Origin of the sequence: Microbacterium sp. PMB16, assembly GCF_051294855.1 — a bacterium.
Taxonomy (GTDB): domain Bacteria; phylum Actinomycetota; class Actinomycetes; order Actinomycetales; family Microbacteriaceae; genus Microbacterium.
This window is the reverse complement of the sequence record NZ_CP145908.1, coordinates 496,573-520,499: the sequence shown is the minus strand read 5'-3', so window position 1 is coordinate 520,499 and position 23,927 is coordinate 496,573. Positions and strand designations below refer to the sequence as shown.

The window sequence follows — 23,927 nt, the reverse complement described above, 5'->3', positions numbered from 1 at the left end:
GCCTCTACGCCGATACAGCAGATGTCGTTCGGAAAGACTCGACGTGCGTCAGGAGCGCGTCGCGGTAGCGATCGCGGCGAGCGGTATCCCAGATCTCCGGGTGCTCGGTCGCGGCGAGGACCAGACCGTTCAATCCGGCCCGCAGGAAGTCGACCAGCGTCTCAACGTCGGCATCCGGAACAAGTCGCGCCAACGTGCGGGTGAACATCTCGCGGAACTTCTGCTCCATCGCGATGTAGAAGTGGTCCACGCTCGTCGACGTCGCTCGCATGCTGATCATCGCGATTCTTCCCGCTTCGCGCTCGTCCTCCTCAGCGTTGGCCGGGATGAACCAGTCGACCATCTTGCGCAGGTCCGCTCTGGCATCCGCTGTCGGCGCGAGGACTTCGCTGTCCGAATAGTCCTCGAGGAGGCCGTCGACGATGGCTTCGAAAAGGTCCGCCTTGTCGTCGAAGAAATATGTCACGAGGGTGATGGAGCCACCGAGCTCAGCAGCGAGGCTACGCAGGGTGAGCGCCGACGGCCCGCCTCGCGCCAACACTCTGACGGCCGCGGCGCACACATCTTCCCGCCTCGCCTCTCTGCTCACGATCTTGGGCATGGCACCCCGCAGCTTTCTCACGAGTCGAGCGGCTCGTGCATCCGCATCTCTCAAGTAACGATCTGAAAGGCCAATCATATGGAACACAACACCGTCGTGGTCGCCGCAGCACGCTGGGATGACGTATCGAGCCTCGTTGGCCGGGAGTTCGTCAGTGATTGGCTGCAGGTCGATGATGAGCACATCGTCCAGTTCGAGCGGGGTTCATATTTGACAGAGAACTCGCAGGCGATGAGCCTCGACGCCTATCCCGACGGCCTTGTGGAGGGCTTCCATCTGCTCTCCTTGCTCGACTACCTCACCAATGGCGTCTCGTACGTCGACGACCCGGCCTGGATGGGCTGGAACTATGGGCTCAACCGCGTGCGTTTCGTCAGCCCGGTCACGATACATGACCGGTTGCGCGCGCGGGGAGCGATCAGCTCGATGACGCCGCGGGGTGATGGCCAGCTCGTCACGTATGAGCTGCGCCTCGAGGTCGACGGGCGAGAGAAGCCAGCGCTGACAGCGGAATGGCTTGTGCTCTGGGGGCTTGAGTCCGGCTCTGACTGACGGGTGTGATCCGTTCGCGGGGCCGCTCATTTCGTTCAGGTTTCGTCTTTGTATCCATCGCAGAAAAACCTTGCCGAACGCTCCTCCCGAGTCCGTCTTTAGATGTAGCGTGCGCTATAAATAAATCCACCTCCACCCGAAAAGAGACGTTGATGTCAACGAAGACCAGAGCGCTCCGCACAGCCGGGGTCACACTGTCCGTAGCCGCCCTCGCCCTGAGTGCAGTCGGTTGCACCGCCACGACGAGTACGTCCGGTAGCCAGGAAAGAGAGCTCACGAGCCGCGCCGAACCCCCTGGGGATCAAGCCGTCGCCGATGTCGTCTGGAATCTTCCTCAGGGGGAACCGAATACCATCGACCCGCCCAACGCGGCGACGTACTCGGGCGCCGGAGTCGTCACCAACCTCTGCGACCCGCTCCTCTCGGTGGATGAGGACTACAAACTCGGGCCCAACCTGGCCACGTTCGAGCAGGTCACACCGACGCAGATCGTCTACACGCTCGCGCAAGACGCGGCGTTCTGGGACGGGACGCCAGTCACAGCCGAGGATGTCGCCTTCAGCCTGCAACGCGCGGCGCACCCATCCTCAATCGTGTCCTTCATCTTCGCGAATGTCGCATCGATCACCGTTTCGGGCGACAACGCGGTCACCGTGGACTTCTCCGTTCCCGATGTGCTGTTCAACTACGAGATGGCAACGTTCGCTGGCATGGTTGTGCAGAGGGCCTTCACGGAAGCTGCAGGGGAACAGGCTGGTAGCGCCAGCGCAGGCGTCATGTGCAGTGGGCCCTATCAGTTCGAGTCGTGGACACCCGGCGAAAGCATCGTCCTCACCAAGAATTCCAACTATTGGAACGGCGACCTTCCTCTTCTCGCAGATCGAGTTACGTTCCGCTTCATCGCAGACACCGCTGCATCGACGCAGGCCATGATTGCCGGGGAGATCGACGGTTCCTATCAGCTCGACCCGGCGGCGATCCCCTCGCTGTCCTCGAGCACAGCCGGACGGCTGTTCTTCGGGCCGTCGATGGAGAGCACCGTGCTCAGCATCGTCGTGCCGGACGGGCCGCTCGCCGATCCGAACCTCCGGGAAGCATTGCAGGTCATGATCGACCGTCAATCGATTGCAGACGTCGTGTACAACGGCGCCGCGACTCCTCTGTACTGGAGCGTCACTCCGACCACGTGGCCGAACGATCAAAAGGAGCGCTACGAGGATGCGTATGAAGAATGGGTGGATGCCCGTGCCTTCGACGTCGACAAGGCCCGTTCCCTCGTTGAGTCCTCCGGGTACGACGGGACGCCCTTGACTCTAGCGGTTGGCTCCGGTGAGGAGACCAGCAGCAAGCTCGCCCAGCTTGTGCAGCAGCAGGGAGAAGAGGTCGGAATCACCATCCAGATCAAGGAGATCCAACCGCTCGAGTTCGCGGAAGCCGCTTACGACAAAGCAACGCGAGAGCGGCTCGCCATCGACCTCACCATCGGTGGCTCCTTCAACGCCGTGCAGGAACCGCTCGAGCCGATGGGGTTCACGGTGCTGCCTGGAGCTGCATACAACGCGTCGGAGTTCGACGACCCGCAGGTGACTGAGCTTGTCACGACGGCTCTCCAGACGTTCGACAGCGACGAGCGCGCGGACATGACGCTGGAGGCGATGGACATCATCGAGAAGGCGTCGTTCACCATCCCGCTCGTGTCCACCAACACCGTGACCTTCCTCAACAACGAACTCGGCGGGGCGATCACTTCGTTCGCGTACATGAGCATGCCCGCGATGGCGTATCTCGGGGGAGTGAGCGAGTAGCGCTCACGGCGAGGGGAGCAGTCATGACAACCAGCACCACTTCCATCCTCTCCGCACGAGTCACCGCTCGCAAGAAACGGCGACCCGTGCGCGGGTACATACTCCGCTGGGTAGTGGGGCCAATTCTCACTGTGTTCGTGGCGGCCTTCATCATCTTCTCCGCGCTCTCTCTTGCTCCGGGTGACCCGGTCAGTCAGATCCTCGGAGGCAGAGCAACAGAGGAGCAGCGCATCGCGCTCAGGGAAAGACTCGGCCTGGATCTGCCAATGCTCGGGCAGTTCTTCAACTGGATGCTGAAAGCCCTGCAGGGGGACCTCGGGGTCTCCTTCGTCTACAAGCAGGACGTGACCGCGATCGTCGCACCACGGCTCGGAGTGACGCTGACTCTGGTTGCGATGTCGATGCTGCTGATCATCGTCATCGGCGTGAGCATGGGAGTGTTCGGGGGCGTGGTGCGAAAGGCCGGCGCGTGGGTCTCTGCTGTGGTGGGACTGATGATCTCGGTGCCGAGCTTCGTCGCGGCGTCTTTCCTGATCAGCACGTTCGCGGTCGCGTTCGGTTGGTTCCCGACTTTCGGTTCTGGAGTGCCTGGCCCTGATCGCATCTGGCACCTGACGTTGCCTGCGATTGCTCTGTCCATCGGATGGATTGCGTTCCTCGCACAGATCACCATGGCCTCAGTCGCGGAGGAGCGCGACAAGGAGCACGTGATGACCGCCATTGGACGCGGATTGCCGTTCCGGCTCATCTTGCGTAAGCACATCCTCCGGAACGCAGGCATCCCGGTGATTGCCGCGTCAGGTCTCGCACTCGCTGCACTCATGGCAGGCGCTATCGTCGTCGAGTCCGCGTTCGCTGTCGATGGCATCGGATCGCTCCTCGTCTCCAGCGTCCTCGCCAAAGACCAGCCTGTCGTGGCGGCGATCTCGCTCCTGATCGTGTCGGTGTTCGTTGTCATGACCACCGTTGTCGACGTCTTGCACGTCGCTCTGGATCCCCGACTCAGAGAGGAGGTCGGCGGATGAGCGCTCATGCCGTGGCGCCGATCGCCCGGTGGATGAGCACACACCGTTGGCGCGGACTGTGGCGCGATCCCGTGCTCTCGGTCGCCTTGATCGTTTGCATCGCGATCAGCCTTCTCGCGCTTTTCGGACCGCTCGTGAGTCCGCATGACCCGAACGAGACCGATATTCTCGCGGCCAACCAGGCTTCTTCTCCTGCTCATGTTCTCGGCACCGACTCTCTCGGCCGGGACATCCTTTCCAGAATCCTCACTGGAGCGCGGCTGAGCATGCTCGGGCCGGCCATCATCGTGATCGTGGCGACCGTTCTCGGCGTGCTGCTCGCCCTGTCATCCGCATGGATCGGTGGGGTCTTCGACAGCATCGTCAGTAAGGTGCTGAACATCATGTTCGCGATCCCCGCGATCCTGGTGGCGATCCTGGTGATCGCTGTGGTCGGGCCCGGATTCTGGCCACCCGTCGTATCGTTGAGCTTGATCTACACGCCGTATATCGCTCGAGTGCTCAAGGGGGCAGCGGCTCAGGAGCGTCGTCGCGCGTACGTGGAGTCCTTCCAGCTCGCAGGGTTCACTTCCTGGCGAATCAACGCTCATCACATCCTTCGAAACCTGCAGCCGATGATCTTCGCGCAGGCCACGCTCCTTTTCGGGTCGGCGATTGTCGACTTCGGAGCACTGTCATTCCTGGGGCTCGGGGTGCCGGCTCCGACTGCGGAATGGGGAGCAATGGTCAGCGCTGGGAGGAACGAGCTTCTGGCCGGGAACCCTCAGCAGGCTGCGGCCGCGGGGGCGATGATCGTCTTGACCGTTGTCGCATTCAACGTGCTCGGTGAACGTGCCAGCAAGCTCTTTGGAGGTGCATCGTGACAGGTCCTGCTCCGCTGATCGAGATCGACAAGCTCGGGCTCGTGCTCACAACGAAGAAAAGGGCGGATGTCACAATTCTCCGCGACGTGACGTTTGCCGCGATGAAGGGGGAGGTCGTCGCCATAGTCGGCGAATCGGGCTCCGGCAAGAGCATGACCACGCGCGCGATCATGGATCTGCTTCCCGCTGGCGCGGTGGTCTCAGGCAGCGTGCGCTTCGATGGCAAGCAGCTCCTTGGCCAGACGAAACGGGAGCTCACGTCTTTTCGCGCGACACGCGCAGCGATGATCTACCAGGACCCGAGGGCGCACATCAATCCCGTCTGGACAGTCGGGGACTTTCTCGTCGAGGCCGTCGTCAGTGCGGGGCGGCTCACGCGGCAGCAAGCCTGGCAGAAAGCCGTGCAGCTTCTGGGAGAAGTCGGTATCGAGGATGCTGAGCGCCGAATGGCCTTCTATCCCCATCAACTGTCGGGAGGTCTTCTCCAGCGGATGATGATCGTCGCAGCGTTGATGCCCGATCCGGATCTCATCATCGCGGATGAAGCTACGACCGCCTTGGATGTCACGGTGCAAGCAGAGGTCATGAAGGTCTTTCGGAGTCTCCGCGACAGGCATGATGTGACCTTGCTGTTCATCACTCACGACCTGGATCTCGCGGCGAGCGTGGCGGACACGATTGTGGTCATGTATGCGGGACGCGTCGTTGAGAGGGGACCAGCGCGGGCGCTGTACGAGACTCCGTCGCATCCGTACACCGCTGCCCTTCTTCGTGCCCGCCCGAAGGCGACCTCGCGTGAACGGCTCCAGAGCATTCCCGGCAAGCCGACATCGGCGGCAGAGGCGGGGATCGGCTGTGCGTTCGCCGACCGGTGCCGTTTCGCTGCCGATGTCTGTCGTGTCCAAGTGCCCGAGGGTTCGGCGTGTCCTCGGCACCGACGTGGCATGCCACCGCGCTGAGGCCATCATGGATGAGCTCGGGGAGGTCGGAGCATGAACGGAGCGCCACTGCTCGTCGTCGAAGGGCTGACGAAGGTGTTCGGCAGTCCACGGTCGACGGACGCGGACACCGAAGTGCGTGCAGTGGATGACGTGAGCTTCTCGATCCCCGCAGGTGGCTCACTCGCGGTGGTGGGAGAGTCGGGCTCGGGGAAGACCACGACAGCGAGGATCATCGCGGGCATCGAGACCTCGACATCCGGGTCAGTGCGATTCCGCGGAAACGAGCTGATCTCCCCGAGGTCCTCCAGGGAAAGACGCGCGCGGGCACGTCGCGTGCAGATGGTCTTCCAAGACCCGTTCGCGTCGCTGGATCCTCGGCAGAGTCTCGGGAACGCGCTGAAAGAGATCTTGGCGATTCACGATCCGCACCGCACCCCCTCTGCCACTGCCGATCGCGCCGCGGAACTGATGGAGATGGTGGGGCTCGATTCCTCCCATCTTTCGACGCTTCCGCGCGCGCTGTCCGGTGGTCAGCGTCAGCGGTTCGCCATCGGGCGAGCGCTAGCCGTCGAGCCTGAGCTGCTCATCCTCGATGAGGCGGTGTCAGCTCTCGACGTCAGTGTGCAGGCACAGGTGCTCAACCTGTTGATTGACCTGCGCGCACGCATTGGCGTTTCCTACCTCTTCGTCTCTCACGATCTCGCGGTAGTTCGTCAGGTGTCTGAGACGGTCATCGTCATGAAGAACGGCCGAGTGGTCGAATTCGGCGAGACCGAGGCCGTGATGGACCACCCCCAAAGCGAGTACGCAGGGACGCTTCTGCGGGCGATTCCTCGGCCCGCCTGGGAGCCGCTCGCCTGAACATGCGAGAAGAGCATCCGGGAGACGCAGACTGCGCCACCCGGATGCTGTTCTGACGTCGGTGGGTGTCAGCCCGCCAGGGCCGGACGAACGCTCTTCCAGGGGGCGAGGCCTTCGAACACCGCTGCCGCGACCAGCACTCCCAGGTCATCTAGATGGTCGCCGATGATCTGCATTCCGACGGGGAGACCGTTGTCGCTGAAGCCGACCGGAACAGTGATCGCGGGAAGGCCCGCGTGGCTCGGGGACTCTGTGAAGCGATGGAAGTCGATGGCAGGGAAGTCGACGGGGTACCCGTCTATGCTCGTTGCTCCGCCGGCGGCGCCGGCATGGCGGAACGGGACAACGGGAAGGGTGGGGGTCACGATGAGATCGAAGTTGTCGAACACCTGGGCAAAGGCTTCTGTGATCTCCGCGCGGGTCCGCGTCGCTGCGAGCACGAAATCCTCGGCGCTGCCCGCCGCGTCTACGACGCGTTGCATGGCGGGGTGCGGGAGCGGTCCCGCGCTGCTGTCGAACCCAGGTCCCCAGAAGTTCAGGAAGTGTGTGATGGGGTCCGGTACCGGGAGGGCCACGGTATCGACGGTTGCGCCGGCCTCGGAGAATCTAGCCACAGCCGCGGCCACAATGCGAGCAACCTCCTGCTCCACGCGAGCGTCGCCGGGCGCCGGCGCGTACGCGATGCGCTTCCCGGCCAGGTCGCCAGCGCCGATGACCACTTCGTAGAATCGCTCGCTCGGACGCGGGAGCGAGAGCGGGTCGCGGCGATCTGGACCAGCAGTGATGTCAAGCAGCAGAGCGACGTCTGCAACCGAGCGAGCGAGCGGGCCGTCAGTGGACGCGGATTCCCAAGGGATAGGTGACGGAATGCGGCCCAGCGATGGCTTCAGGCCCACGATCCCGCACATGGAGGCGGGCACACGCACAGAACCTCCTCCGTCGGAACCCCAAGCGGCCCCTCCGACGCCCGCAGCGACAGACGCCGCGGCACCGCCGCTTGATCCGCCCGCCGCGAAGTCCGTGTCCCACGGGTTGTTGGTGATGCCTGTCAGGGCGCTCTCCGTGACACCGAGAGCGCCCCATTCTGGCGTGGTGGTCTTCCCGATGATGATTGCGCCGCTCTCCCGAATCCGGTGAACGGGTAGGGAATCGGTCGCCGGAACATGATCCCGGAATGCAGTCGACCCATATGTGGTCCGGATGCCGGCAGTATCAGCGAGGTCTTTGATACTGATCGGGACGCCGAACAGCGGTGGCAGGTCGGCGGTGACGGTGCTGCTCAGCACTTGCTCGGCTCTCTTCGCTTCCGCGCGGGCCTCGTCGGCTCTGATGGTGACGAATGCGTTGATGGAGGGCTCGACGTTCTCGAGTTGGCGAAGCACGCTCTCTACCGCTTCAGTCGGGGAGAGCTCACGGGAGCGGATCAGACGCGCCATTTCATGAGCGTCGAGCCAATTCGCACTGCTGTGATTCACGGGATGCCCTTCTCGAAACGGATGTCGGTCGATGGTCGGGAGCGATACTTCGATCTTCGCGACCGTTGCGTAGCTCGTCGACATGCTACTGGACCTTATGTAGCACACGCTATAAATAAAACTTCTGGATCGACGCACGGAAAGAGAGATGCCAAAACGATGATTGCCTACCGAATACGAGTAAGGTAGCCTTACTCAGAACGAGGAGCGATAGAGGCTCGCTCGCCACTCACGTATCACTGTCGATGCATCCGACCCGAAGGAACGAACGTGGCAATCAAACGCAATTCTCTTACAGTCGCAGCGTTGCTGGCGGCTGCGGTCCTGGTTTCCGCAACCGCATGCGCCCCCAGGGAGCGGCCCGACGCAACGGGAGGCGACCAAGAACTGACTGTCGTCACCCCGGAGGCGAAGGGATCTCTTGATGAGGTGACGTGGGGTCTCGCGAAGGGCGAGCCTCTGTCCCTCGACTCTGCTTTCGCCGCCGATTACTCGCCGAACACCATCATCGCGAATTCATGCGAGAGCCTGCTTCGAGTCACTCCCGAGTTCGGTATCGAACCGAACCTCGCGACCTACGAACAGGCCGACGACACCACGTTGGTGTTCACCCTGCGTGATGGCGTGACGTTCTGGAACGGCGATCCGCTGACGGCCGATGACGTCGTCTTCAGCATGAACCGGAACTCCGAGGTCTTCGGAAGTTACTCTTCCACTTATGCGCGGGTTGCCAGCATCGAGGCGACAGGACCGCTGGAGGTCACGGTCAAGTTCTCGGAGACAGACGCAGCCTTCTTGCCGGCCATCGCAGGCCTGGCAGGAGCGATCCACCAGAAGTCCTTCGTCGAGGCAGCGGGTGCGGACTATGGCACGGCTGCTGCGGGCATCATGTGCACAGGGCCGTTCGCCTTCGACTCCTGGATGTCGGGGGAGAGCATCACTCTGAAGGCGAACGAGTCCTACTGGAACGAGGATCTGAAGCCGAAGGTGAAGCAGATCGTGTTCAAGTTCTTCAGCTCGGATTCCAGTCTCACGACTGCCCTTCAGTCGGGCGGCCTCGATGGGTCATACGAAGTGCCCTACGCCAGTGTCGCCGCATTGCAGGACGCTGAGGGACAGCTGTTCTTCGGACCGAGCACGAAGTATCTGCACCTTCGCCCCCTTCGCGCTGACGGAGCCGCCGGAAACGAGAAGATTCGTCAGGCGATCGATATCTCGCTGGACAAGGCCGCGTTCGTCGAGGGTGCGCTGCAGGGTGCCGGTCAGCCTCTCGAAACCTTCACAACGCCGTTCATGTGGGCTTCGAGTCCCGCCAAGGATGTGTACGACGCCGCGTACGCGAAGTTCGTCGATGCCGACGAGGGTCCTGACGTGGACGAAGCCAAGCGCTTGGTCAAAGAGTCAGGCTACGACACCAGCCAGCCTATTGTCATGGTCGTACTGTCGGGCGATGCAGAATCGCTTCAGCTCGCCACGCAGGTTCAAGGTACGGTTACAGACCTGGGGCTGACGGCGGAGATCGTTCAGATCCCGCCGGCACAGGTGTACGAAATCTTCTCGAACCCCGACAAGCGCGCTGATAAGGACTTCCTGGTCGGTGCCGGCTTCTGGGAGGCCCCGACACCGCTCTACCAGATCGGCGTCTCGGTGTCCGCTACCAGCCCGCTCAACTACATCGGCTACGACGACCCCGCCATGCAGGCAGAGCTGGATCAGGCCTTGAGCAGCCTGGACCCGGCCGAGTCGGCAGAGCATTTCGTCGCTGCTCAGGCGATGTGGCAGCCCCACGATCTCGTCATCAATGCTGCGGTCGCGAACGAGGTGCTCTACCTGAACAAGGGCATCACCGGGGCACCCTCATCGATCGCGTACTTGAGCCTGCCCTGGGCTGCCATGCTCGGTTCGACGGACTGATCAGGTGGCGGCTCTCGCATGGAGGATCGGGCGCAAGGTTGCGGCGCTGTTTCTCACCCTTGCCATTGCGTCGTTCCTGATTTATGGATTGGTTGCCATCACGCCAGGAGATCCTGCGGCTCTCCTGGCGGGTGGCAACGTTCCGAATCCTGAGAGAGCCGCCGCCATCCGAGCTGAGTACCGCCTCGACGATCCATTCCTCCTGCAATACTGGAATTGGCTGAGCAGTGCGCTCCAGGGAGACCTGGGTCAGTCGTACTTCTTCCGCGCCGATGTGGCAACCCTCATCGGAGAGCGGGCTGTCAGCACAGTGCTTCTCGTGGTCTACTCGGCCGTGCTGCTGCTCGTCGTCGGCATCGGCTTGGGAATCTGGGCCGGTCTGCGCGGCACCAAGGTGAACAGCTTCGTCACCACGATCACGACCATGGGAATGGCGCTGCCATCGTTCGTCGTCGCGATCATCCTGATCTGGTTGTTCTCCACTCAACTCGGCTGGTTTCCCGTCTACGGCTCCGGTGAAGGTCTGCTGGACCGCCTGTGGCATCTGACACTCCCGGCAGTGGCTCTCGCGGTGATCTACGTCGCCTACATCACGCGGATCACTCGCACCGCTATATTCTCCGAACTCAGCTCCGAACATGTGGACACAGCTCGAGTGAGAGGCATTCCGGGTCCGATCATCGTCCGTCGGCACGTCCTGCTCAACGCCTCGGCATCGATTCTGACGGTCTCCGGCCTGATGATCGCTGGTCTCTTCGCGGGCACAGCCATTGTCGAGCAGGCATTCACCGTGAACGGCATCGGGTCGCTTCTCGTGCAGGCGGCTCGCCAGCAAGACCTCCCGGTTGTGATGGGTGTCTCTCTTCTGATCGTGACCGGTTTCGTCACGATCAACATGGTCGTCGATGTGATCAACGCCGTGCTCGACCCTCGGACTCAGAACGGAGCGCGATTGTGAGCGTCGTGCAGTTGGCCGCGGGCCGCAAGGCACCGAGCCTGATATCGCGTGCCTCCTCCATCGGATGGGTGAGCGTCATCGCTTTCGCCATCTGCAGCGCGCTGATCCTGGTGGCGATCTTCGCACCCTGGATCGCACCTGCTGATCCGCTGGCGATCAATCCTGCAGACCCCATCGCTCCGGGAAGCGCCGAGCATCTGCTCGGCACGGATCAGTCGGGTCGTGACATCCTGTCCCGTCTCATCTTCGGTGCGCGGTCCAGTCTGGTCGGGCCTGCCGTCATCATCGCGATCTCGACCATCGTCGGAAGCACATTCGCAATGGTGGCGGCGTGGTACGGCGGCGCGGTCGACGCGATCATGGCACGAATTCTGGATCTCATCTTCTCCTTTCCCGGCCTTCTCGTGGCTATCGCTGCAGCCACGGTGTTCGGCGCCGGTTTCTGGGCGCCCGTTGCGGCGCTCTCCATCGCCTATTCGGCGAGTCTTGCCCGGATCGTGCGTCCCGCGATGCTTCGGGAGCGGTCGCTGCCGTATGTATCGGCGTTGCGTCTTCAGGGAGCCACGGGGTGGCGCGTGAGCGTGCACCACATCCTCCCTAACGTCGCGCCACTCATCCTCGTGCAGGCGGCAGTCGGCTTCGGTTACGCCATGATCGATGTGGCCGCTCTGGCGTTCCTCGGTTTGGGGGTTCAAGCCCCGACGCCTGATTGGGGCGTGATGGTTTCCAGCGGTCAGAGTTCACTCGCAGCTGGTGCACCCGAACAGTCACTGTACGCGGCTGCCGCCGTGGCGATCTCGGTCATCTCATTCAATCTGGTGGGCGAGCGTTTGGCTCGCCATTTCGGCCTGGAGGACGTCTAGTGACCTTGCTCGCAATAGAGAATCTGCGGATATCGCTCCCGGTGGGGGGCTCCATGGCGCCGATCCTGCGAGACGTTTCGATGCGGATTTCGCCGGGCGAAGCCCTCGGTGTCGTCGGAGAGTCAGGATCCGGCAAGTCGATGACTCTGCGCTCGATAGCCGGGCTACTGCCCGCAGGAGCCCAACGAGATGGAGTCATGACGCTTGATGGGCTGCCTCTGGGGGAGGGACGGACGGCGAAAGCCCGCAGGGCGCTGGCGAATGACGTCGGCTTCATCTTCCAGGATGCCCGCGCTCACATCAATCCGATGCGAACTGTCGGAGACTTCCTGTGCGAGGGCCTCGTGACGGTGAAGGGCGTACCGCGTCGAGAGGCCATGCGCCGCGCAGAGAAGATATTGAGTGATGTAGGAATTCGCGACGCGGTTCGACGGCTCGGCCAGTATCCGCACGAGCTCTCCGGCGGGATGCTGCAGCGCGTGATGATCGCATCGGTGTTGCTGGCCCAGCCACGGTTGATCCTGGCTGACGAGCCCACGACCGCGCTCGACGTGACGACACAGTCGGAAGTCATGGCAATTCTCGATGAAGAACGCAAGGAGCGCGGGATGGCGATGATCTTCGTCACCCACGACCTCGAGCTCGCTGCGGCCGTGTGCGACCGCATAGCCGTGATGTACGCGGGGTCGATCGTCGAGGAGGTCGACGCCGCCTCCCTACATGAACGAGCAGTGCACCCCTACACGCGCGCGCTGCTGGCTTCGCGGCCTGAGCTCGGTCGCAAGCAGAAAGAATTGACGACTGTTCCGGGTAACCCGATCTCCGCGTCCGAGGTGCCCGCAGACACATGCGCGTTCGCGCCGCGATGCCCGCTCGTGACGGACCGTTGCGTCCACGCAGAGCCAAGGATGCGCCCGAACCTGTCGGGCGCAGTCGCATGTTTTGCGGTTGACGGTTCGACGCAAACCGCCCAGCAGCCGGGAGAATCTCATGTCTGATGCGCCCGTCTTGTCCGTCAAAGGCCTGCGCAAGGTCTATTCGGTGGCGCGTCCGGGATCACTGCGTCGCGGCTCATTCGTCGCGCTCGACGCTCTTGACCTGGAGGTTCCCGTCGGGGGCTCGATGGCCATCGTCGGTGAGTCCGGTTCCGGCAAATCGACGTGTGCTCGCCTCATCGTCGGGCTGGAGAAGCCGGATGCGGGAACGATCTTCGTCCAGGGTCGCGAATGGCGCGCTGGTCGATTGTCCTCCCAGCAGCGGAGGGAACGAGCACGAAGTGTTCAAATGGTTTTCCAGGATCCGTACCTCTCGCTCGACCGCCGTCAGTCGGTCGGAGATGCACTCGCTGAGACTATTCGGCTGGTGTCGAGTCGATCGAGGTCGCAGGTCGCCGAACGTGTGCGCGAGCTGATGGATCGGGTCGGGCTGTCGCCTCAGTATCTCGACTCGGTTCCCCGGTCCCTCTCGGGCGGGCAGCGTCAGCGAGTGGCGATCGCGCGGGCTCTGGCTGCCGAGCCGGCTTTGCTGATCCTCGACGAGGCCGTCGCCGCACTGGACGTCTCCATCCAGGCCCAGGTCTTGAACCTTCTCAATGAGATCCGTCGTGACTCCCACGTCGCCTTCCTCTTCATCTCGCATGATCTGGCCGTCGTCGAGCAGGTCTGCGACGACGTCATCGTGATGCGGGACGGACTCATGGTGGAAAGCGGGCCGGTGGAGCGGGTCCTTCACGACCCGCAAGATGCGTACACGCGTAATCTGCTCGCATCCGTGCCCCAGCGAGGATGGCGGCCCCAGCGACGATCAGTCGCGTCAACCACTACGACAACGCTGTTGCGAGTCGTCTCGCAGGAGAGGAAGTTCTGATGCCCGGACATGTGGAAGTCATCAAGCCGGCGTCGCGGAATGAGTTCGCGATCGAGGTCATGGTTCCGATGTCGGACGGCGTGCGTCTGGCAACGGACGTGTACCTGACGGGCGACGCTCCTCCGCGCCCGGTCTTACTCATCCGGCTCCCGTACGACAAGTCGGGTCGATACGCGTTCATGCCGCAGCTGGCTCAGCGAGCTGCGGAGCGGGGGTATGTTCTGGTCGCACAGGATGTTCGAGGAAAGTTCCGGTCCGAAGGCGACACGTTGCCATGCCGCCCCGTGGAGGTGACGGACGCATACGACACCATCGAATGGGCATCGACGCAACCGTGGTGCGATGGCTCCGTCGTCATGACGGGTGACTCTTACTACGGCTACACCCAGTGGGCAGCCGTGGCAGGGCAGCATCCCGCGTTGCGTGCGATCGCTCCGGGCGCGACGATGACTCAGATGCGTCTCACGCGCGCTCCGCGTACCGGGTCGGTCTTCATGCTGGGACAGGCGGAGTACGTCAGCTCGGTGTGGCTGGACAACGACATGTACGGGTTCGACGTCGACTGGTCGCGACGGCCCCTGGCCGAGGCGCTCGACCCCGTCTTCGAGGCAATTGGACGGCGTTCGCCCGCCTTCGACGCCATCCTGGCTAACTGGGACCAGCGGGACGACTTCGTAGATTGGCCGACCCATCCCTTCTCGGTGAACTCGGTCCCTGTTCTGCATCGCGTCGGGTGGTTCGACAACCTCGCGGCCGGACAGATGCGCGACTACGTGACGCTGTTGTCCGATCCGGTGCAGGCTCCTCTGCAGTACCTTCTGGCTGACGCCACCGACCACGAGAACTACTCGCTCGCCGACGCCCCGATCGACGAATCGCTGAATCATGACGACGACGATGAAGCTCTGGCGCGTATTCTCCCGCGGTACCTGGACCCGGCGCTCGATTTCTTCGACGCAGTGTTGAACGACACGGCGATGCCCGCTCGAGTTCGATTCCTGACGGGTCACGGACAATGGCGCGCGGAGGAGAGCTGGCCGCCGCCGGGCACGAAGTCGGAGACGCTCTTCCTGGCGGCCCCCGTCGCCGTCACCCCCGGCGCTTCGGGGCAGCTCGTGTGGCAGATGCCCCAGGACGCGGAGGCGGTCGAGTGGAGACATGACCCCGACGACCTCGTCCCCTCGTCCGGTTCTGATCCCTTCGCGTTCGTGCGCGAACTCCCGGAAGAGGGATATCTCCTCGATCGATCCGACGTGCTCAGTTTCCGAACCGAGCCGCTCGAGGATCCCGTCGACATCGTCGGCGAGGCGCGGCTTTCTGCGTTCGCAGGCACCGATGGACCGTCGATGCACCTCTTCGTCAAGCTCGTGGACGAGGCCCCGGACGGCAGCTCCCACATGATCCTCCGTGGACAGGTGGACATCGTCGATCCCGATCCGACGACGGCCGTCGAGATATCCCTCGGGCAGACGGCGTACCGGATGCGGCGAGGTCATCGTCTGAGGGTGCACATCGCGTCGAGCGATTTTCCGCGGTACATGCCTCACCCGGGCACCGATGAGCATCCGATGTATGCCACCCGGACGGCGTGCAACGAGCAGACACTGCATATCGGTGGTGCAACACCGTCGGCACTACATCTGTCCCTCTCCCCGATCCATTGACGAACCCGGCGTCTGCGGAGGACGAAATGATGTCTGACACACCTCTCGGTACGCTGCTTCGTTCCGTGCCGGATGACGCGCGGGAATCGAGCGTGCTCGGCGATTATCTGGGTTGGCTCGAGCGAGAGCACGATCTGGCCTTCGAGGGATACGACGATCTGCAGCGGTGGTCAGTGGACGATCTCGATGCGTTCTGGCAGAGCATCTGGGACTTCTTCGGTGTGCGGAGCCACGCTCCGCACACCGCCGTTCTCGCGAATTCGGCCATGCCGGGCGCGAAGTGGTTTCCCGGTGCCATCTTGAACTACGCCGAGCACATCATCGGCGCGGATCGCGATCCATCCCTTGTGGCACTCATCGAACGGTCTCAGACCCGTTCCCCCCGCCAGCTCACCCACGGGGAGCTCGCGGACCTTGTTGCGAGGGCTCGAGCGGGTCTGCAACGGCTGGGCGTGAAGATGGGTGATCGCGTGGTGGCCTATCTGCCGAACATCGAGGAGACGGCGGTCGCGTATCTCGCAACCATCAGCCTGGGCGCGATCTGGGCGAGTTGCGCGCCCGAGTTCGGTGCCCGTGCCGTCATCGATCGATTCGGCCAGATCGAGCCAACTGTCATGCTCGTCGCCCCGGGATACACCTACGGAGCGACCGTCGTCGATCGCCGCGCAGAGATCGCAGCCATTCGTGACGGCCTGCCGAGCCTCACGCACGTCATCTCGGTCCCCTACGGGCCGTTCGAGGTTTCGGACAGCCTGTCGTGGGCGGAACTCGTGGCCGAGCCCGCGATGATCGCATTCGAGCCGGTCCCGTTCGATCACCCGATGGTGGTGCTGTTCACGTCGGGCACGACAGGACGTCCCAAGGCCATCATCCACGGACACGGTGGACTGCTGCTCGAGCACTTGAAGTGCCAGGGCCTCATGTGGGACCTTCGCGAGGGCGACCGTCTGCTTTGGTTCAGCACGACGGCATGGATGCTGTGGAACGTCGTCATATCGGCGCTCCTGCATGGTGCAGCGGCCGTGCTGGTCGACGGCAACCCGCTGTACCCCGATGTGAGTGCACAGTGGCGGATTGCGGAGGAGACCCGGTCGACCCTGGTAGGCATCAGCCCCGGTTACGCGATGGCGTGCCGAAAGGAACGGATCGAGCCTGCGCGACTGTTCGATCTCTCCGCGGTGCGCCAGATCGGATGCGCGGGCGCACCGCTCGCGCCCTCCGGCGCTGCCTGGCTCGCCGAGGAGTTCGGGCAGGAAGTGCTCTTGAATGTCGGAAGCGGCGGGACGGACGTCTGCACTGCTCTCGTCACCGGTAGCCCTCTCCAGCCGGTATACGCCGGAGAGATGTCGGGCAGATCTCTCGGCTGCGCGGTCGACGTGTTCGACGCCAGCGGACGGTCAGTTGTCGGCGACTTGGGAGAACTCGTCCTCACTCGCCCCATGCCATCGATGCCGCTCGGGTTCTGGGGTGACGCGGATGGCTCGCGCGAGCGGGAGACGTATTTCGGGATGTACCCCGGTGTGTGGCGGATGGGGGACTGGGCGTCTGTGACGTCCCGCGGATCGATCGTCGTCACAGGACGCTCGGACGCGACCCTGAATCGGGGGGGAGTGCGAGTGGGTACGGCGGATGTGTACAGCGTCGTCGAGGACATCGATGAAGTCCTCGACAGCCTGGTGGTTCATCTGGAGGATCCAGACGGCGGATCGGGCGACCTGCTTCTCTTCCTCGTGACCGCGGACGGTCACGTCGACGATGATCTGCAGGTTCGAGTGAAATCCCGGATGCGCGCAGAGCTGTCACCTCGACACGTGCCGGACCAGATCATGGCCATCGACTCCGTGCCACGAGGCCGCACAGGCAAGAAACTCGAAGTGCCGGTCAAACGCGTCCTTCTCGGTGAGTCCCCGGACACTGCCGTCAGTCGCGAATCGATGACCAACCCGAAGTCGCTGGACTTCTTCGTTGGTATACGGCCGGTCGGACTGGGTCAGCGGGCATAGTCTGCCAGGCCGTGGCGAGAGTGGCGGCGGTCGCGCGGACCGTCACTTCCTGAGACCGGATTGATCGTCCAGTAGACGCACGAAACCCAGCAGATGGTCCCTCATCGACGAGCGCTGCTGTTCGGTGAGGTCACTCAGGTACAGGTCCTCGAGCGCGGAGATCTCGGCGTCGCATTTCCGCAGAAGATCGTGACCCGGGCTGGTCAGAGTCGCGCGCAGTACACGGCTGTGGTCGGTCGACGGCTCTCGGCGAATGAGACCCTCCGCCTCCAGCCACGTCGTGACCTGGATCATCGATTGCGGGCGCACAAGCACTCTCCGGGCCAGCTGCGCGTTGGAAAGACCCGGATTCTGGTCGAGAATCGACAGCGCCGTGTAGGCGTTCACGGTCAAACCGAGGGGAGAAAGCCGTGCCGCGATGGCAGTGGAGAGCGCCCGGTCCAGACGTCCGATGACGTAGCTGATTCGCGGAGACCCATGTGGCACGGCCTCAGGCTAACACCACAGCTGCGCCTGCAGATGTTCCATCGCCGCCCGTTAATCAGGAAAACTTATGGGCGTAAGTCTCCAGTGCTATCGTGGTCAGGTGACAGCTCCATCGCCGCGCGTCAGTTATGCCATCGGGCGTCTCGATCGCGCGTTGACGGCGTCGATGACCGTGGTCTTGGCCGAAAACGGGATCACCGTCGCGGAGTTCACGGCGCTATCGATCCTGCGAGACGCGCCGGGGCTCTCCAATGCTCAGATGGCAAGGAGAACACTCGTCCGGCCGCAATCGATGATCCAGGTCATCACTTCACTGGAGCGTGCAGGGCTCATTGAACGCGAGCCATCCCCCCACCATTCTCGCGTTTTGAAGGCGGCTGTCACTCCTCTGGGGCGACGCGTGCTGAAGCGCTGCGACAAGGGCGTTGCCGACCTCGAGGCCAGGTTCCTCAACGGTATCGCTGTCGACGAACAGGTTTCCCTCCGCGAGCGGCTCACGGAGTGCGCTCGTCTGCTGAGCCGAGAAGCGGATCCGACGGCCTGATTTCGACATGTATGCCAGCCTTATCTAAATAAGGCTACTTGACACAGACGGATGTGCGCGGTTGACTAGCGTCAGAGTTGCGGATGGCACACGGCTTCCGAGCCGGTCGCTGCAAGTTTCGTGATCAACGTTGGCGCGGCATAGGAGAATCGGCATGGACGACCTTCACTACATTTCCGGAGTGGACGCGCTTCGACTCTTCCGCGCGAGGGAGCTCTCGCCGGTGGAGGTGATGTCGGCGCTGATCGCGCGCGCCGAAGAGGTCGGCGCATCCGTGAACGCGTTCTCCCACACCTTCTTCGACGAGGCCATGGTCCTAGCGCGTGAGGCGGAACGACGATACAGGACGGGTGAGGACATCCGACCGCTGGAGGGCCTTGCCGTCGCGGTCAAGGATCTCGAGCCGGTCGAAGGGCAACCGTGGACGATGGGCTCCGTCATCTACAAGGATCAAGTCGCCGACAAGACCGCGATCTACCTGCAACGCGTGATCGATGCCGGCGGAATCGTCCACGCGCGGACGACGTGCCCCGAGTTCGGTGCCGCATCCCTCTTCACACGTTCGAATTTATGGGGGCCGACACGCAACCCGTGGAACCTCGACTATGCCGTGGGCGGTTCGTCGGGCGGCGCGGGGGCCGCGTTGGCTGCGGGCCTCACGACCCTGGCCACCGGGTCGGACATCGGCGGGTCGATCCGCACTCCTGCCTCGTTCAACGGCGTCGTCGGCTTCAAGCCGCCGTATGGTCGCGTCCCCGTCGACACGCCCGAGAACCTGGATGCCTACCTCAGCTACGGGCCGATGGCGCGGTCGCTTGCGGACACCATCTTGTTGCAGAACGTCATTGCCGGCCCTGACGACGGGGACATCGCATCGCTGCGCCCGAAGTATGAGCTCCCTACATCGTATGAGGGAATCGCAGGCATGCGGATCGCTGTCTCCGCCGATCTCGGAGGATGGCCCATCGATCGAGAACTTCGTGACAACACGCGCGCTGTCGCCGATGCCTTGCGCTCGGCGGGTGCCATCGTCGACGAGGTCGAGGTCGACTTCAGTCTCGATGTCGTCAATAAAGCCTCGTGCATACACTTCGGCCCGGTGACGGGATTCATCGATGAGCTCCTGGCCGAACACGGCGATGTCCTGTCTCCATTCGTCGTCGAGACGATGCGATTCCACGCCGCGCTCCGAGGTTCCGAAACCGTGGAACAGGGCTGGGAGATGGAGGCCGAGCTCTACTCGGCATTGACAGAAGTCTTCCGTTCGTACGATGCGTTCATCTGTCCGACGGTCGCGACGCGCGGCGTGCTCGCCGATGAGGAGTTCGGCCCGGGTGTGGGAGTGGAGATCGACGGACAGGCGTTCACGTCGCCCATGGCAGTCGTCCCCACAATTCTCTTCAGCATCCTGGGCCGCTGTCCCGTGCTGAGTGTTCCCTCGGGCTTCGCGGACAACGGTGTGCCCACCGGCGTGCAGATCGTGGCGCCGACCTACTCCGACTCCGTGGTGTTCCGAGTAGCATCCGCCGTCGAAGAACGAATGCCGTGGATGGATACGGCATCACGACGGCCCGTGCTCGGCTCTTCGCGCGATACCGTCTCGACGTCGAACGGAGCCGCGGCATGAGCACCGGGAAAGTTCTGACCGCGGGCGGGTCTACTCCGTCGCGCATCACAGTGACCATCAAAGAAACCGGGAGTAGACCATGGCGGGACGCGATCCTCGACACGACATCCTTTTCGAACCGGTCCGGATCGGACCGAGAACGCTGCCGAACCGGCTGTACGCAGTTCCACACAGTGTGGGGATGGGCACGGCGAAACCCTACTCGCAGGCATCATTTCGTGGAATGCGCGCCGAAGGGGGGTGGGGGGCCGTGTGTACCGAGTACGCGCCGGTGAGCATGGACTCCGACTGCGCTCCCTCGCATGCCGCCACCATGTGGGATGACGGTGACCGCAATAATTTGGCGGCGATGGCAGCAGCGGCGCATGAGCACGGCGCGCTGGCAGGCATTCAACTGGTTCACGTGGGCGGATTCTCGTTGAACAACGAATCTCGATGGCCGGTCGTTGCACCCTCGCAAGGCTCGGCGCTCAGTGGCGCGTCTGTGCCGAAAACCATGGATCTGGCGGACATCCACCGTGTGCAAGCCGACTGGGTCGCTGCTGCCTCGCGTTCGCGCGACGCGGACTTCGACATCATCTACCTCTTCGCAGGTTTGGCCACTCAGTTCCTCTCGCCCACGTTGAACAAGCGCAGTGACCAGTACGGCGGCTCGCTGCGCAATCGCGCCCGATTCTTCCTCGAGACGCTCGAAGGTGTTCGTGAGGCAGTTCCCGACCGAGCGGTGGCGGTGCGTTTGGGTGCCCTGGGGCTGGCGGAAGCCGGAGTCACGCTGGAGGACCGGATCGAGTTCGTCCGCATGGCGGATGACATGGTCGACCTGTGGGACATCAACCTGGACTCGATCCTGGATCCTCCCGCGGAGGCGGGCCCTTCACGCTTCTATGGGCCGGGCTATCAATTCGAGCAGACGGCGTGGATCCGCGACGCGACGGACAAGCCCGTCGTGGGTGTGGGTCGTCTCGTCGACCCGGACGTGATGGCAGATGCGGTGCGGTCCGGCCATCTGGATATCGTGGGAGCGGCACGAGCCGCGATCGCCGATCCTTTCCTTCCGGCGAAGGTCCGTGACGGGCGCTACTCCCAGATCCGCGAGTGCATCGGGTGTAACGTCTGCGTGCGGAAAGCCGAGTACGGCGGACATATCGGATGCACGCAGAACGCCACTGCGGGCGAGGAGTACAGGCGGGGGTGGCATCCGGAGGTCTTCGCGCCCACCACCGATCCGGAGCGCGCCGTTCTGGTCGTCGGCGCCGGTCCCTCGGGCATGGAATGCGCGATCACTCTTGCCAAACGAGGCTTCGAGAACGTGCACGTGGTCGAAGGTGGCTCCTCGCTCGGGGGGCACTCCCGATGGGCACCTCTGCTTCCGGGGCTGAAGTCCTGGTCGCGCGTGACCGATTGGCGGGAAAGCGAGCTCGAGCGCCTCCCCAACGTGACTGTCATTCGCAACAGTCCGATGACCGCTGAGTCCGTCCTCGATTACGGCGCCGAACTTGTCGTCGTCACGACGGGCTCCACTTGGATCGACGACACGATCCCCTCCATCGGTGACGAGTCGGACGCGGGTGAGTCGATCCCGCTCCTGACCCCGGAACAGGTCGTGCGGGACGGAATGCGCCCGCCGAAGGGTTCGGTCGTCGTGTACGACGCGGATGGCTACTACGTCGGTGCCGGCGTCGCCGAGCTGCTTGTCGGCGAAGGCTACGAGGTGACGATCGTCACTCCGGCCCCGCAGGTAGCCATGTCCACCAATATGACCGGAGAAGGACCCCGTCTCAGGCAGCATCTGCATGACCTTGGCATTCAGTTCATTCGGGGTGCGAGCGTCTCCGGTCGCACCTCATCGGGAGTCGTCGGGGCGACGGAGTTCGGTGATCCGATCGAAATCCCGTGCTCATCGGTCATCGCCGTCGTCGGTCGGCAGTCGGATGATGCGATGTATCAGGAGCTGATCTCGGACCCGGCGCGCCTGGTCGAGGCCGGCATCGATGCCGTCTACCGGGTGGGAGATTGCGTCACCCCGCGGCTGACGGCCGATGCCATCTTCGACGGTCACCGGTTGGGGCGAGAGATCGATAGTCCTGAGCCGTCAGTCCCCCTCCCCTACGCCCGAGAGCGCCTGCTGTGGACACCGGCATGACCTCGGGGACGACGCGTCCCGTTCTCGGCATCGATGTCGATGGGGTCCTCATCGTGGAGGAGCCCTTCGCGACTGCCGTCCTGGATCATCGTGTGAGTGCGTGGGGCAGGTGGGCGCGATCCGTTCAGATTCCCGATCAGGCCGCGTCGGTGCTGAAAGAACTCGACCAGGCGTTCGATATCGTCTGGGTCAGCGCATGGGGACACAACGCACATGTGATCGCCAACGTTCTGGGGGTGCCGACGCGCCCGTGGGACTTCTTACCGGTCCAATTCGGCAAAGCGGAGGCCATCCGCGACTACGCCGGCGGACGTCCGTGGGCCCTGATCCATGACGGTGTCGACATGGAGCCCGTGCCCGACGGAGGCATCGTCATCACCGTCGATCCTCGTGAAGGTCTTGCGCGGATCGATGCCGGGAAACTGCTGGAAGAAACGCTGCGCTCCACATCAATTGTCGGCAACGATGTCTCCGTGCCGCCGGCTCATCGGGAAGAGGAGGATTGAGATGACACTCAGTATCGAAAACCAGGGATCGTCCGGGTCGGCGTACGACTTCGTGCCGGGCCAAGCGCTGGAGAACCTGGCGCGAGTTGGCCGCGGCACGCCGATGGGTGAGGTTCTTCGTCGCTACTGGCAGCCGATCTCGCTGTCGAGCAAGGCAACGAGGACTCCACAAAACGTACGGGTACTGGGCGAGGATCTCGTGCTGTTCCGAACCGGCAAGGGGAAGGTCGGACTGCTCTACCCCCGTTGCTGCCACCGCGGTGCGTCGCTGTTCTTCGGCGGGGTGGAGGAGGAAGGCATCCGCTGCTGCTACCACGGCTGGGTCTTCGACACCGAAGGACACTGCCTCGAACAGCCTTGCGAGCCTGAGCTCGGTCTTCACAGGGACCGGGTTCGTCAGCCTTGGTACCCCGTTCAGGAGCTCTACGGGATGGTCTGGGCCTACATGGGTCCGCCGGATCGTATGCCGATTCTCCCGCGCATCGATGTCTTCGAGGACGTTCCTGCGGGCGAAGGCGTGTACGCCGACGACAGCGGTTTCTCGGGCGGCGGCCCCGCGGAGATGGACTTCAACTGGCTTTCCCATTGGGAGAATGTGGTGGACCCGTTCCACGTGCCCATTCTGCACGCCCGCTTCAGTGGAAACCAGTTCGTTCCCGAGATGGCGGTTCTGCCCGAAGTCTCCTACTCGTACACGCCGAGTGGCGTGCGTCAGGAGTCGCAGCGGCGACTCAAGGACGGCCGCATCTTCCAGCGCATCACCGAAGTCGTCATGCCGAATCTCCGAGTGGTGCCTGACGTCATGATGCGCACAGTGGATGCTCCTTGTGACACGCTCGGCTGGGTCGTTCCCGTCGACGACGAGAATTTCAAGATCTTCACGCTCTTCCGCGCCGACGATCCCAACCTGCTCAAGAACATGAAGGCCACCTACAGCGGACGGCTGTGGGCGGAGCTCAGCGAAGAGGAGCATCAGCGTACCCCTGGCGACTACGAGGCGCAGTCCAGCCAGGGCAAGATCAGTCTGCACACGGATGATCACCTGACCACCACCGATCAAGGCGTGACCATGCTGCGCCGTCTGATGGCGCGCATCGCCAAGCAGGTCGCCGAGGGCCAGGACCCGCCCGGGCTGTTCTTCGACGAGGCGGATGCCGTCATCAAGGTAAGCGGGGGAAACTACTGGGTCAGTGATACCACTGACGACCCGTCGTGACCTTTCGCCCGGTC

21 protein-coding genes are annotated in these 23,927 nt (G+C 63.3%); 18 read left to right on the top strand and 3 right to left on the bottom strand.

Annotated features, from left to right (window positions below; all coding sequences use genetic code 11):
- Positions 1-4: 4 nt before the first annotated feature.
- Positions 5-601 (bottom strand): TetR/AcrR family transcriptional regulator, encoded by a 597-nt coding sequence (locus tag V5D55_RS02640; protein WP_435747382.1) that lies wholly within the window; start codon positions 599-601, stop codon positions 5-7.
- 78 nt (positions 602-679) lie between these two features.
- On the opposite strand from V5D55_RS02640, the gene V5D55_RS02635 reads away from it, so the two are divergent.
- The 6 genes from V5D55_RS02635 to V5D55_RS02610 all read left to right on the top strand — a co-directional run bounded on the left by V5D55_RS02635 (position 680) and on the right by V5D55_RS02610 (position 6,648).
- Positions 680-1,153: a hypothetical protein gene (locus tag V5D55_RS02635; RefSeq protein WP_435747380.1), complete on the top strand. Its 474-nt coding sequence runs from the start codon at positions 680-682 to the stop codon at positions 1,151-1,153.
- Positions 1,154-1,305: 152 nt separating this feature from the next.
- The gene (locus V5D55_RS02630; RefSeq protein WP_435747378.1) at positions 1,306-2,958 is read left to right on the top strand and encodes an ABC transporter substrate-binding protein; all 1,653 of its coding nucleotides are present in this window, start codon (positions 1,306-1,308) and stop codon (positions 2,956-2,958) included.
- Positions 2,959-2,981: 23 nt separating this feature from the next.
- Complete coding sequence (locus V5D55_RS02625; RefSeq protein ID WP_435747376.1) at positions 2,982-3,983, top strand: ABC transporter permease; 1,002 nt, start codon at positions 2,982-2,984, stop codon at positions 3,981-3,983.
- Positions 3,980-4,846 carry an ABC transporter permease gene (locus V5D55_RS02620; RefSeq protein ID WP_435747374.1) on the top strand — a complete coding sequence of 289 codons (867 nt, stop codon included), beginning with the start codon at positions 3,980-3,982 and terminating at the stop codon, positions 4,844-4,846. The genes V5D55_RS02625 and V5D55_RS02620 overlap by 4 nt, the downstream gene beginning before the upstream one ends.
- The gene (locus tag V5D55_RS02615; protein ID WP_435747372.1) at positions 4,843-5,805 is read left to right on the top strand and encodes an ABC transporter ATP-binding protein; all 963 of its coding nucleotides are present in this window, start codon (positions 4,843-4,845) and stop codon (positions 5,803-5,805) included. The genes V5D55_RS02620 and V5D55_RS02615 overlap by 4 nt, the downstream gene beginning before the upstream one ends.
- 33 nt (positions 5,806-5,838) lie before the next feature.
- A complete protein-coding gene (locus V5D55_RS02610; protein WP_435747370.1) occupies positions 5,839-6,648 on the top strand; it encodes an ATP-binding cassette domain-containing protein in 810 nt (269 codons plus the stop codon).
- 68 nt (positions 6,649-6,716) lie between these two features.
- Here V5D55_RS02610 and V5D55_RS02605 read toward each other — a convergent pair whose 3' ends face one another.
- Entirely contained in the window at positions 6,717-8,207 is a 1,491-nt protein-coding gene (locus tag V5D55_RS02605; RefSeq protein WP_435747368.1) for an amidase, read from the bottom strand.
- Positions 8,208-8,393: 186 nt separating this feature from the next.
- Here V5D55_RS02605 and V5D55_RS02600 point away from each other — a divergent pair, with 186 nt between their 5' ends.
- The 7 genes from V5D55_RS02600 to V5D55_RS02570 are packed head-to-tail and all read left to right on the top strand — an operon-like array spanning position 8,394 to position 17,391.
- The gene (locus V5D55_RS02600) at positions 8,394-10,037 is read left to right on the top strand and encodes an ABC transporter substrate-binding protein (RefSeq protein WP_435747366.1); all 1,644 of its coding nucleotides are present in this window, start codon (positions 8,394-8,396) and stop codon (positions 10,035-10,037) included.
- Between the two features lie 4 nt (positions 10,038-10,041).
- Entirely contained in the window at positions 10,042-10,995 is a 954-nt protein-coding gene (locus tag V5D55_RS02595) for an ABC transporter permease (protein WP_435747364.1), read from the top strand.
- On the top strand, positions 10,992-11,858 hold the full coding sequence (locus tag V5D55_RS02590; RefSeq protein ID WP_435747362.1) for an ABC transporter permease: 867 nt from the start codon (positions 10,992-10,994) through the stop codon (positions 11,856-11,858). Before V5D55_RS02595 ends, V5D55_RS02590 begins: the two co-directional genes overlap by 4 nt.
- A 53-nt stretch (positions 11,859-11,911) precedes the next feature.
- Positions 11,912-12,856 carry an ABC transporter ATP-binding protein gene (locus tag V5D55_RS02585; protein ID WP_435747360.1) on the top strand — a complete coding sequence of 315 codons (945 nt, stop codon included), beginning with the start codon at positions 11,912-11,914 and terminating at the stop codon, positions 12,854-12,856.
- The gene (locus V5D55_RS02580) at positions 12,849-13,724 is read left to right on the top strand and encodes an ABC transporter ATP-binding protein (RefSeq protein WP_435747358.1); all 876 of its coding nucleotides are present in this window, start codon (positions 12,849-12,851) and stop codon (positions 13,722-13,724) included. The genes V5D55_RS02585 and V5D55_RS02580 overlap by 8 nt, the downstream gene beginning before the upstream one ends.
- Positions 13,724-15,388 (top strand): CocE/NonD family hydrolase, encoded by a 1,665-nt coding sequence (locus V5D55_RS02575; RefSeq protein WP_435747356.1) that lies wholly within the window; start codon positions 13,724-13,726, stop codon positions 15,386-15,388. Before V5D55_RS02580 ends, V5D55_RS02575 begins: the two co-directional genes overlap by 1 nt.
- A 29-nt stretch (positions 15,389-15,417) precedes the next feature.
- Positions 15,418-17,391, top strand: a complete 1,974-nt coding sequence (locus tag V5D55_RS02570; RefSeq protein ID WP_435747354.1) for an acetoacetate--CoA ligase — start codon at positions 15,418-15,420, stop codon at positions 17,389-17,391.
- 42 nt (positions 17,392-17,433) lie between these two features.
- Here the strand turns inward: V5D55_RS02570 and V5D55_RS02565 are convergent, their stop codons facing one another.
- The gene (locus V5D55_RS02565; RefSeq protein ID WP_435747352.1) at positions 17,434-17,778 is read right to left on the bottom strand and encodes a MarR family transcriptional regulator; all 345 of its coding nucleotides are present in this window, start codon (positions 17,776-17,778) and stop codon (positions 17,434-17,436) included.
- Positions 17,779-17,977: 199 nt separating this feature from the next.
- On the opposite strand from V5D55_RS02565, the gene V5D55_RS02560 reads away from it, so the two are divergent.
- From V5D55_RS02560 to V5D55_RS02540, 5 genes are all read left to right on the top strand, one after another.
- Complete coding sequence (locus V5D55_RS02560; RefSeq protein ID WP_435747350.1) at positions 17,978-18,421, top strand: MarR family winged helix-turn-helix transcriptional regulator; 444 nt, start codon at positions 17,978-17,980, stop codon at positions 18,419-18,421.
- A gap of 154 nt (positions 18,422-18,575) precedes the next feature.
- The gene (locus tag V5D55_RS02555; RefSeq protein WP_435747348.1) at positions 18,576-20,048 is read left to right on the top strand and encodes an amidase; all 1,473 of its coding nucleotides are present in this window, start codon (positions 18,576-18,578) and stop codon (positions 20,046-20,048) included.
- Positions 20,049-20,127: 79 nt separating this feature from the next.
- Positions 20,128-22,191, top strand: a complete 2,064-nt coding sequence (locus tag V5D55_RS02550; RefSeq protein WP_435747346.1) for an FAD-dependent oxidoreductase — start codon at positions 20,128-20,130, stop codon at positions 22,189-22,191.
- Positions 22,188-22,697 carry a hypothetical protein gene (locus V5D55_RS02545; protein ID WP_435747344.1) on the top strand — a complete coding sequence of 170 codons (510 nt, stop codon included), beginning with the start codon at positions 22,188-22,190 and terminating at the stop codon, positions 22,695-22,697. Before V5D55_RS02550 ends, V5D55_RS02545 begins: the two co-directional genes overlap by 4 nt.
- 1 nt (position 22,698) lies before the next feature.
- Positions 22,699-23,913 (top strand): Rieske 2Fe-2S domain-containing protein, encoded by a 1,215-nt coding sequence (locus V5D55_RS02540; protein ID WP_435747342.1) that lies wholly within the window; start codon positions 22,699-22,701, stop codon positions 23,911-23,913.
- Positions 23,914-23,927: the final 14 nt, after the last annotated feature.

Coding starts and splice junctions, on each gene's coding strand:
- V5D55_RS02640 (WP_435747382.1), bottom strand. CDS start 601: ATGCCCAAGATCGTGAGCAGAGAGGCGAGGCGGGAAGATGTGTGCGCC.
- V5D55_RS02635 (WP_435747380.1), top strand. CDS start 680: ATGGAACACAACACCGTCGTGGTCGCCGCAGCACGCTGGGATGACGTA.
- V5D55_RS02630 (WP_435747378.1), top strand. CDS start 1,306: ATGTCAACGAAGACCAGAGCGCTCCGCACAGCCGGGGTCACACTGTCC.
- V5D55_RS02625 (WP_435747376.1), top strand. CDS start 2,982: ATGACAACCAGCACCACTTCCATCCTCTCCGCACGAGTCACCGCTCGC.
- V5D55_RS02620 (WP_435747374.1), top strand. CDS start 3,980: ATGAGCGCTCATGCCGTGGCGCCGATCGCCCGGTGGATGAGCACACAC.
- V5D55_RS02610 (WP_435747370.1), top strand. CDS start 5,839: ATGAACGGAGCGCCACTGCTCGTCGTCGAAGGGCTGACGAAGGTGTTC.
- V5D55_RS02605 (WP_435747368.1), bottom strand. CDS start 8,207: ATGTCGACGAGCTACGCAACGGTCGCGAAGATCGAAGTATCGCTCCCG.
- V5D55_RS02585 (WP_435747360.1), top strand. CDS start 11,912: ATGGCGCCGATCCTGCGAGACGTTTCGATGCGGATTTCGCCGGGCGAA.
- V5D55_RS02580 (WP_435747358.1), top strand. CDS start 12,849: ATGTCTGATGCGCCCGTCTTGTCCGTCAAAGGCCTGCGCAAGGTCTAT.
- V5D55_RS02575 (WP_435747356.1), top strand. CDS start 13,724: ATGCCCGGACATGTGGAAGTCATCAAGCCGGCGTCGCGGAATGAGTTC.
- V5D55_RS02570 (WP_435747354.1), top strand. CDS start 15,418: ATGTCTGACACACCTCTCGGTACGCTGCTTCGTTCCGTGCCGGATGAC.
- V5D55_RS02555 (WP_435747348.1), top strand. CDS start 18,576: ATGGACGACCTTCACTACATTTCCGGAGTGGACGCGCTTCGACTCTTC.
- V5D55_RS02550 (WP_435747346.1), top strand. CDS start 20,128: ATGGCGGGACGCGATCCTCGACACGACATCCTTTTCGAACCGGTCCGG.
- V5D55_RS02545 (WP_435747344.1), top strand. CDS start 22,188: ATGACCTCGGGGACGACGCGTCCCGTTCTCGGCATCGATGTCGATGGG.
- V5D55_RS02540 (WP_435747342.1), top strand. CDS start 22,699: ATGACACTCAGTATCGAAAACCAGGGATCGTCCGGGTCGGCGTACGAC.